The organism is Cellulomonas septica (assembly GCF_012396155.1).
Classification (GTDB): Bacteria; Actinomycetota; Actinomycetes; order Actinomycetales; family Cellulomonadaceae; genus Cellulomonas; species Cellulomonas septica.
Map to the genome: position 1 here is coordinate 1 of NZ_JAAXOY010000830.1, position 1324 is coordinate 1324.

At 76.7% G+C, this 1324-nt stretch carries 2 protein-coding genes; both read right to left on the reverse strand.

Features of this window, described 5'->3' with window-relative positions; all coding sequences use genetic code 11:
- A partial coding sequence (locus tag HGA02_RS19580; protein WP_210728834.1) for a condensation domain-containing protein occupies positions 1–534 on the reverse strand: 534 nt, incomplete at its 3' end.
- Between the two features lie 66 nt (positions 535–600).
- Positions 601–1324 (reverse strand): GntR family transcriptional regulator (locus HGA02_RS20625; RefSeq protein WP_210728835.1); only part of this gene is annotated, 724 nt, incomplete at its 5' end.

Consider the following 1324-nt stretch of genomic DNA (forward strand, 5'->3'; position numbering starts at 1 on the left):
GCCGGCGCGGGAGCCAGGGCCGGAGTCCGGGCCGGTGCCGGACCCGGCGCGCACGCGGGGTCGGCCGGGCGAGCGCCACGGTGACCCGCCGGGGACGTCTCCGAGCGTCTCCAGCAGGAGCCCGAGCAGGCTCGGGCCGTTGCCGAGCAGGTGGTGGCTCGTCCACACGAGCGCGGAACGCTCGGGGTCGCCGACGTCGACGACGGTCAGCCGCCACGGTGGCGCGCCGGTCGGGAAGGGACGCGCGAGGTCGTCGAGCGCGACATCGACGGGGTCGCCACCGAGGGTGAGCCGGGCGGTGACGTGGTCGGACACGTCGGTCGGGACGGGCTCCCAGACGGGCGGCCGCGCGGTGCGGTGCCGGACGCGCGCGGACAGCCGCGGCTCGGTCGCGACCGCGCCCCGCATGCGTCGGCACACCTCGTCGACGTCCGGCGCCGGGCCGGCGAGCGTGAGCAGGACCGTGATGTGCCGCGGGTTCGGCCCGACGTCGGTCGCGAGCTCCGCCCGGTCGTACACGGTCAGACGTTCCACGTCGGCAGTCTTCGCCGTGCGTCCGACCTGCGGCAGAGCCGAACGTCCCGCATGGGGCACGCGCGGTCAGGCGGTGGTGGGCGGCTCGGTCGCGACGTCGTAGAAGCGGGTGTCGACGGCCGCCGCGCGCGCGACGTCGCCGGTCCGGACGGCGTCCCGCAGCTCGCGGAGCGCGGCCGCGTCGAAGGCGTCGAGCACGGACGGCTCGTGCGTCGCGTACCAGTTCACGCGGGGCGCGAGCCGGTCGAGCACCTCGGTCAGCACCGTGTCGTGCGCGCCCCGGAGCGTCGCCACGACCACGCGCGTCGCTGCGTCGATCCGCGTGCCCGGCGAGTCGTCGTCGGTCAGGACGGCGATCTCGGCGTCCAGCACGTCGACGAGCGCCTGCGGCGAGCGCTCGATGCACAGGCGCTGCGCGTAGCCGCGCAGGACCCCGGCGGCGCGCATGGCGTCGACGAACTCCCGGCGGTCGAGCGTCGCGATGCGTGCCGGCTGGTGGTAGCGCTGAGTCACGATGCCGATCTCCGCGAGCATCGCGAGCGCGTCGCGGACGGGGGTGCGGGACACGCCGAGCCAGCGCATGAGGTCCGACTCGCGGAGCAGCTCGCCGGGCACGAGAGTGCCGTCGAGGACCGCCTCGCGGATCGCGTCGAGAACGCGGTCGCGGATGAGCCGCGTGCCGGTCCGGCGCGCGGCAGGGGTCGTGGCCTCGCGCACCGCCGTCGGCACGACCGCCGCGGCGTCGCGCCAGGCGGCGACGGTGGCCGGTGCTTCTCCGGCGACCGCCGCG